Below are 7,783 nucleotides of genomic sequence, written 5' to 3'. Positions count from 1 at the left end.
ACGATAAAATCTATAACACTAAACTTATATTTGAATTTTTGGAACTGCCCTTAACTTTTTGTCCCGCTTTTTTTGCCACTATTTGAAGTGATTGGAGTAATATTTTGTCTTTATTATCATTAGGATTAAAGGGTAACACTCTGTTTCCTGATAGCCCTTCCATCACCAAACTCATAGATAAACCTTTTAAAGGTTTGAACATTTGGGCAATCAGACCTTTTAATTCTTTTGATACTTTCATACTCTTACTTTCTAAATATTACTATCCTATTAGAATTTGTTCCAAACTTATTATTGGAGACACCCCAAATATTTGAGGTTTTTGTAAATGTTTGTTCGTTAATCATTATTCCCTCGCAATCAAAACCAACTGAATAACCTATATCAACTACGTATTCATCTAATCTTATCTTCCCTTTTCTAATCTCACCAACCTCAAAAGCAACATAACCGTTCTTTTTGGTAATCCGATATAGTTTTTGAAAAACTCCTTTCATCTTGTCGACCCATTGATCGATCGTTTTCGACATGGTAATATTTTTACTTACATCATTTGCGTTAATGTCGTTGAACCAACAGCGTAGCCAGTTATCATCGGCATATTGGACAATATCAAGGAAAGGTGGTGAAGTAACTGTTAATTGAACAGTTTCAAGTTTTATTTCAATCAATTGGTCTGCATCCGTAGTTAGGAATAAAGCTTTTTCACCAACTATTTTTAACTGTTCTATGTTTTGTTTAGTTATGTTTTTTAAAAGGTCTCTTGATTTATTTATGATAAGCTTTTTTGTGTTGCGATAAACCGGTACCTGGTTCTTTTGTTCATTAATTTTTATCTGCTTCTGAGGTAACAGAGCTTGATTGGGAGGGAGTGTATAAACAGAAAAAAATCCCTTTGAATGACCTGTAAGGCGATTTGTGGCAACCATTCTGATCCATGAATCAATGTAATCTTCTTGGTTGTTAATATTTCGAGAAATTAAATAATTTTTTAGGGCTAGTATCTCAACGAGGGTCTCTTGGTGATAAAACATCGAAAGATCAATATCACTAACTAAATCTTTTTCAATTGGAATTACAGCTAATCGGTTAGTTACTTCATCAATTGATGGAATATATAGTCTTGATTTGCATAGTATTTTTGATAAAGGATTTATATCATTCGAAATAATATTTCTGCCTAATAAAGCAGCTTCAATGATTGTTGTGCCCCTACCGGTAAATGGATCAAATACAATATCTCCAGGTTTTGTTAGCCATTCGATAAAAAATCTTGGTAATTGCGGTTTAAAACAAGCCCTGTATGAAATTTCGTGTATTGAGTTCGCTTGTCTTTGTTTAGAAGTCCAAAACTCATTAATATATCGTGGTACAACGTGACCATTTGGTGTACTAATAATATCAACGACTGTTTTTTTACTCTCAGAAAAGAATGTTTGTACTTCAGAGTATTCATAACTTCTTAATTTTGTATTAACATCTGTCATTATCATAATGCTTTTATCTATTCTAGATCAAAACCCCGAATGTTCTTTCTGGGGTTATCATCTACTTCACTTCGTTACTTTTTCTTCTTTATCCACATTCTGCAGATATTCGTGCATCGAAGCGGCAGCCAATTTTCCGTCGTGCATCGCGAGTATAACAGTCGCACCTCCGTGTATCAAGTCGCCTCCTGCAAATACATTCGGACGACTCGTTACCATCGTCTTATTATCCACAACTACGGTTCCTCGCTTACTTATACCCAAGCCCGGTGTTGTCGCCTGTATAATCGGATTTGGTTTCTGTCCGATAGCTTCTATCACATTTTGAACTTCGATTATATATTCCGACCCTTTAATAGGTATCGGTTTTCTTCTGCCCGAATCATCAGGTTCACCAAGTTCCATTTTCTGGCATTCGATAGCTTTTACCCAATTAAACTCGTCACCGATTATTCGTAAAGGATTTGTAAGCATCATAAATTCTATCCCCTCTTCCTCGGCGTGCATTACTTCCTCAACACGTGCAGGCATTTCTTTACGTGAACGCCTGTAAATTAAATATGCCTGCTCAGCTCCTAATCGTTTCGCCGTGCGGACAGCATCCATCGCTGTATTACCGCCGCCTATTACAGCAATCTGTTTTCCGATCTTAATCGGTGTATCGGCTTCTGGGAAAGCATAAGCTTTCATAAAATTAACTCGTGTCAAAAATTCGTTCGCTGATAAAACACCACTTAGATGTTCGCCCGGAATTTCCATAAAGTTTGGAGTTCCTGCACCGGTTCCTAAAAATACTGCTTCATAACCCATCTCATCAATCAATTCATCTAAAGTAGCTGTTCTGCCGACAACAAAGTTTGTCAAAATTTCGGCACCAAGTTCTCTTACTCTATTTACTTCGATGTCTAAAATTTCCTTTGGCAAACGGAACTCAGGAATTCCGTATCGTAATACCCCACCAGTTGCGTGTAAAGCTTCAAATATAGTTACTTTGTAACCTAACTTTACTAACTCAGCGGCACAGGTTAAACCTGCAGGTCCTGAACCGACTATAGCTACTTTTTTATCAATGTGGTTATTAACTACGGGTGATTTAAATAAATTGTTAGCCATTTCATAATCAGCAACGAAACGCTCAAGCTTTCCAATTGCAACTGGTTCATGTTTTTTGCCTAATATGCAAACAATTTCGCACTGGTCTTCCTGCGGACAAACTCTGCCACAAATTGCAGGTAAATAATTTGCTTCACGAATTTTATCTGCCGCCCCGGCGTAATCTTTTTCTAGTATCTTAATAATAAAACCCGGTATATCTATTCTAACCGGACAGCCATCTATACAGACTGGATTTTTACAATCAAGACATCGCTTTGCTTCGAGTAGGGCTAACTCTTCGTTCAATCCGAATGAGACCTCGTTAAAATTCTTTGTCCTTTCAGTTGATGGTTGTTCAATCGAATGCTGACGTGGTATTTTCATTCTCTCTGATGGTTTCAACGTATTTGGCATTATTTTACTCCCTCTAACTTACATACATGTTCTTCATAGGTTTTATCTGATATTGTTTCTAAATCGGCATAAGTGCGGTTACGCATTATCAGTTCGTCAAAATCAACTTCATGAGCGTCGAATTCAGGACCATCGACACAAGCAAATTTCATTTTTCCGCCGACAGTTACACGGCAACCGCCGCACATTCCGGTTCCGTCAACCATGATCGGATTTAAGCTTACATAAGTTTTAATGCCAAAAGGTCTCGTTACATTTGCACAAACTTTCATCATCGGAATCGGACCAATAGCGTAAACACCGTCTATTTTCATTCCACTATTTATTAAATCCTGTAATTGATCGGATACAAAACCTTTGCCTTGATAGGATCCATCATCTGTAGTGATGTACAATTTATTACAAACTTCGCCCATTTCTTTTTCGAGAATAATTAAATCTTTACTGCGGGCGCCAATTATTCCGATCACTTCGTTACCTGCATCGCGCAACGCTTTTGCAATTGGATAAACTTCAGCAGTTCCAACTCCACCGCCGATACAAACAACCCTGCCGAAATTTTCTATCGGTGTAGGCTCACCTAAAGGTCCAACAAAATCGAGAACATATTCTCCTTCCTTCAGCGAACACAACATTTTTGTTGTTTTACCGATTGCCTGAACGATTATGCTTACAGTTCCTTTTTCAATATCAGAATCAGCTATTGTGATTGGGATACGTTCGCCCCCTTCCTTTACACGAATCATAACAAAGTTTCCAGCCTTTCGCTTTTTAGCTACGCGGGGCGACTCGATTACTAATTTTGTGATTGTTTCTGAAAGCTTTTGCTTTTCAATAATTTTATACATCCATTTCCCATTTTATTTTTACTTATCTATTAATTCATATTCTTTTCAGTTCCAAAAAGCATAATCTTTCCGTTGATATGCTTTGTTTTATCAATTATAACTCCAGAGCTGTTTACGATGCCAGTATGACAATTTCCACAATTCGAGATTGTTGAAGGAATATGTCCAGTTGGTGGAAGTGCATGGCATGAACCGCAAGCTGCTTCGTTTGCACCACCAGTCCAAACAACTGGCCTGTTAGCTCCAACCATAACTGAATCGGCATAACCAAACTGTGCTGTTGAAGTTGCTCTACGCAACCGCCAATTACCGTGGCAATAAGTATTGCTGCAAGTAGCATTTGCTGTTTGATAAGTAGGATTCGGAACTAACAAGCCATTAGCAGTGATGAAACGTGCTAAAGTATCATTCATAACAACTTCAGCCGGAAGATTGGTATCCAGATGTCCATTTACAAACGTTTGACCTGGGACAGAATGACATTCTGAACATTTAACAGCTTTTCCAAATGTTCCGGTTGCTAAATGTTTTTGATGCGCTCCCACACCTTTGATTGTGGGCGCTGTTTCACCATCCACACTTCGCGGCGGCGCCCAAGTTATAACGCTATCGGCTTTCGCCGAAAACACACCGTGACAAGTGTTGCAAGCTTCGGGCGATTTTTTTCTATTGCTTACATCAACATGACATTGCGAAGTCATACAACTTACATTGGTAATACTTCCACCATCGTATCGGCTACCGTGACAACCCGTACAAAGTTTCATATCCCATTGAGCAACCTTTAAATACTTTCCATGAAAAGTTGTCTGTGCGGCAAGCTTCCATCCTGACTTATGAGGAAAAGAATCGTGGCAGGTTGCACATTTAACACCATTGTTACCACCGCTCAAATCAGTACCGTGACATCCTTGACACGAGGAAGTTACCCACGATTCATTCTTCAAATATAAGCCGTGATAGTAAGGGCTATTCTTTTGTAAAAATCCGGTTCGATGTGGATAAGAACTATGGCAAGAGTAGCACGAAACTTTACTTGTACCACCTCCGAAATCACTACCATGACAGGAGATGCAATCGGTCAGTATCCAATCTTTTTGATGCAAATATTTTCCATGAAAATTTTCGGACGCAACAATTTCCCAACCTTTTGAATGAATAACAGTTGGTGAGGTAGTTTCGGGCAGTTCCTTTTGTAAATTGGAACAACCACCAAATAAAACAAATATTACAAAAATCAAAAATATATTTTTCGTTCTCATAAGTTTTCTTCCTTATATATGACAGTAGTTACAGAAGCCGCCAGCTTTGAGTCCATCTTTATTTGCGTTAGGACTTGTATGGCAAACGTAACACGTAGCTCCGTTTGTATCGTGCCATAACCCTCGTTCATCTTTCATATATCCTGTTTGATGAGTTTTCGGATTCGTTCCACGAATTCCGTCGTTATCGAAATGACATTTTACGCAAGTGGCGTCGGTGCCGTTAGCATCGTGACAAGCCGCGCAGGTTTCGATGTCACGACGACCAAGCTCGGCGTGTTTACCACCGCCGGAACCAACTCCGAATGTTGTAAATCCGATTTCGCTATGCCACTTCGGCTTAAAACTACCTTGTGTAATATTTCCGCCGGCTTGATGGCATTCAGAACAAAATGTTTCGCGTTGATGGCAAGTGTAGCAATCAGTAGATTTTGCTTTGGCATCGATACCGTGAGTAAATCTGTAATTTAAATCGTGTGCCATTTGAACTGTAAGCATTTTTGGAGAATTACGACGCGTAAGTCGGGGTGCCGGATTAATCATCAACCCTTTTTGACTATTCTTAGCTAAACTTGCACCGTCATGACATTGCTGACAGAATACATCATCATGGCACGTTGCACAGCTTATATCCATCATACCAACACGAACTAAATTTTTGTGGTCTTTTTTGAAATTACCTGCCCGGTGGTCGTTCGGAAGGAGCGAATCAAAATTGGTATGACAGGTTTCGCACAAATTTGTCGCCTTCGCGTTATCATGACACGTATTACAAGTTGCCATATCTGGTAAGTTCTTTGAAGAAGCAATATCTACCTTATCCAAATTTTTATGACAGCTAGTGCATATAACATCTGGCATAGTCAGATGTTTTTCGTGTGAGAAGATTAATTCGCGTTCCGGATTTTCGAATGCTTCATAAAATTCCGGTTTTACGTGACAAAATTTGCAGTCGTTATTTACCTGTTCCTCGTGGCAAGTTTGGCAAGAAGCGTGGTTTCCGAAAAGCTTATCCGAAGATAACTTGCTCGTTGCAGCATCAGTGTGGCAGTCGGCACAATCAACTCCCTGTTCGATATGGAATTGATGTGAGAATTTAATCTTTAATGATCTATCCTCTTCTATGGATTGTCGGTTCTGGCTATTTAACATTGCAATACTGATGGCTGCGATGATGAAAATTGAAATTAATATTAAAATATTTCGTTTGTTCATATTGTCACCTTCATAGAATATTTAATTGATGACTGAATAGATAATTAAATTTAAACAACAACCGAAAATCGTTTCTATAAATTTTATTATTCAACCATTGGATTTGAGTATCGAATGAAAAACTTTGTGAGGTTTTTACTGTTGCTCCAATAATACCTGTAAAGCTTTCCATACGGTCACTTTGTTTATATAATTTATAACTTGCACGAGAGAATGCAATAGTAGGTATTAAAACTCTATCGAATAGTGGATAAAATAGTTGTGCTGATACTGCATTCAACTCACCTGAATATCCGGTATTACCTGAATAAACGAAGCTTCCAAACTCGGCATTCATTCCGATTGTATATCTTTGAGAATTATCTCCCGAATATTTTATATTAGCGAACTTTCCGAAAAGACGAAGAGTCGGTTGATAAGCATACTCTAAACCACCCTCAATTTCTGTCGTGTTGGAATAGTTGAATACATGAAAAATTGAATTATAAGAAATACGTGGAACGCGATAAATATAATCGCCTGTCAAAGATATCGTTGAAGTCAGGTTTGCCCTACCGCCAAACTGGATGCGCGAATTCTTTTCGAAATTCAAATCGTAATCGAAACGCCCGTAAATTCTACCGAGTGATTTGTGAAAATAATTAACATCGGCACTTGTAAATTGTTCGGCGGGAGAATCGAGTTCGATGATTCGGTAAACTGGTAACCCTAACGAATCGGCTCGTCGAGTTTTATACGATATCTTCTCACGATGACGATTATAGTAGCTTAAACCAAATCGTAAATCTGAAAATAATGTAGCTACCAACTGTCCACCAACCATATAGTTATCTTTCCGGTTGGTTGTAACGTGAGTTTCGAGATTTTCTTTAACATTGGCACCCGCGTAAGCGGATAACGAAATGGCTTTATCAAAAAATTTAAACTTAACAGTTCCCCCATCTATCAATCCATTTCCTACACCCGCAAATACAGAATGCCTGCCTAATGTGAGATCGGCGATATCAGCAATATTTCTCCACTTAAAAAATAAATTATACATTCTGACTGCTGAAAAATTTCCTACATCCGGAAATTTTTTAGAACCCTGTAATAAAGTAGAAACAGAAATGTTATTTTTTGTAATGTCGAGTTGTGCCGTTTGGTAAGCAAGCAGATGCGATTCGGAGAATTTCGGACTTCCGTATTTTTCAAAAGTGTAGAACGAAGTTGTAAACCTTCCGTTGATAATCTGCCCATAAAGCGACCCGGTAAGGACTATAAAACAGAAAAATAATATTAGCGTTTTTTTCATAACCATTTCCTTAAGTGATTTAAGATATATTAGTTACATCATATTCGATGCCAAAGGAAACCAAATAATTTGCTTTAAATTTATCAAAATATAATGATAATAACAAGCATATATTTATCCCAGATTTGTCATTAGGAATAATCATTTGAAACAACAAAAGGCCAGCTA

At 37.9% G+C, this 7,783-nt stretch carries 7 protein-coding genes; all 7 read right to left on the bottom strand.

The window, feature by feature from the left end; translation table 11 throughout:
* Positions 1-10 precede the first annotated feature (10 nt).
* Genes QME58_13620 through QME58_13590 form a run of 7 tightly spaced genes read right to left on the bottom strand, consistent with a single transcriptional unit; the run spans position 11 to position 7,615 of the window.
* Positions 11-241 carry a hypothetical protein gene (locus tag QME58_13620; GenBank protein ID MDI6804854.1) on the bottom strand — a complete coding sequence of 77 codons (231 nt, stop codon included), beginning with the start codon at positions 239-241 and terminating at the stop codon, positions 11-13.
* A gap of 4 nt (positions 242-245) precedes the next feature.
* Positions 246-1,493 carry a DNA methyltransferase gene (locus QME58_13615; protein ID MDI6804853.1) on the bottom strand — a complete coding sequence of 416 codons (1,248 nt, stop codon included), beginning with the start codon at positions 1,491-1,493 and terminating at the stop codon, positions 246-248.
* Positions 1,494-1,553: 60 nt separating this feature from the next.
* Positions 1,554-2,996, bottom strand: a complete 1,443-nt coding sequence (gene gltA, locus QME58_13610) for an NADPH-dependent glutamate synthase (protein ID MDI6804852.1) — start codon at positions 2,994-2,996, stop codon at positions 1,554-1,556.
* Complete coding sequence (locus tag QME58_13605; GenBank protein MDI6804851.1) at positions 2,996-3,844, bottom strand: sulfide/dihydroorotate dehydrogenase-like FAD/NAD-binding protein; 849 nt, start codon at positions 3,842-3,844, stop codon at positions 2,996-2,998. The genes gltA and QME58_13605 overlap by 1 nt, the downstream gene beginning before the upstream one ends.
* 29 nt (positions 3,845-3,873) lie before the next feature.
* Entirely contained in the window at positions 3,874-5,106 is a 1,233-nt protein-coding gene (locus QME58_13600) for a CxxxxCH/CxxCH domain-containing protein (protein ID MDI6804850.1), read from the bottom strand.
* 12 nt (positions 5,107-5,118) lie between these two features.
* Positions 5,119-6,321: a cytochrome c3 family protein gene (locus QME58_13595; protein ID MDI6804849.1), complete on the bottom strand. Its 1,203-nt coding sequence runs from the start codon at positions 6,319-6,321 to the stop codon at positions 5,119-5,121.
* A gap of 10 nt (positions 6,322-6,331) precedes the next feature.
* Complete coding sequence (locus QME58_13590) at positions 6,332-7,615, bottom strand: hypothetical protein (protein MDI6804848.1); 1,284 nt, start codon at positions 7,613-7,615, stop codon at positions 6,332-6,334.
* Positions 7,616-7,783: the final 168 nt, after the last annotated feature.

It is taken from the genome of Bacteroidota bacterium (genome assembly GCA_030017895.1).
GTDB lineage: Bacteria > Bacteroidota > Ignavibacteria > UBA10030 > BY39 > JASEGV01.
This window is presented reverse-complemented; position numbering and strand designations above follow the sequence as displayed.

Excerpts from the sequence above, each read along its gene's own strand:
- QME58_13600 (MDI6804850.1), bottom strand. The coding sequence starts at position 5,106 with ATGAGAACGAAAAATATATTTTTGATTTTTGTAATATTTGTTTTATTT.
- gltA (MDI6804852.1), bottom strand. The coding sequence starts at position 2,996 with ATGCCAAATACGTTGAAACCATCAGAGAGAATGAAAATACCACGTCAG.
- QME58_13615 (MDI6804853.1), bottom strand. The coding sequence starts at position 1,493 with ATGATAATGACAGATGTTAATACAAAATTAAGAAGTTATGAATACTCT.
- QME58_13595 (MDI6804849.1), bottom strand. The coding sequence starts at position 6,321 with ATGAACAAACGAAATATTTTAATATTAATTTCAATTTTCATCATCGCA.
- QME58_13620 (MDI6804854.1), bottom strand. The coding sequence starts at position 241 with ATGAAAGTATCAAAAGAATTAAAAGGTCTGATTGCCCAAATGTTCAAA.
- QME58_13590 (MDI6804848.1), bottom strand. The coding sequence starts at position 7,615 with ATGAAAAAAACGCTAATATTATTTTTCTGTTTTATAGTCCTTACCGGG.
- QME58_13605 (MDI6804851.1), bottom strand. The coding sequence starts at position 3,844 with ATGTATAAAATTATTGAAAAGCAAAAGCTTTCAGAAACAATCACAAAA.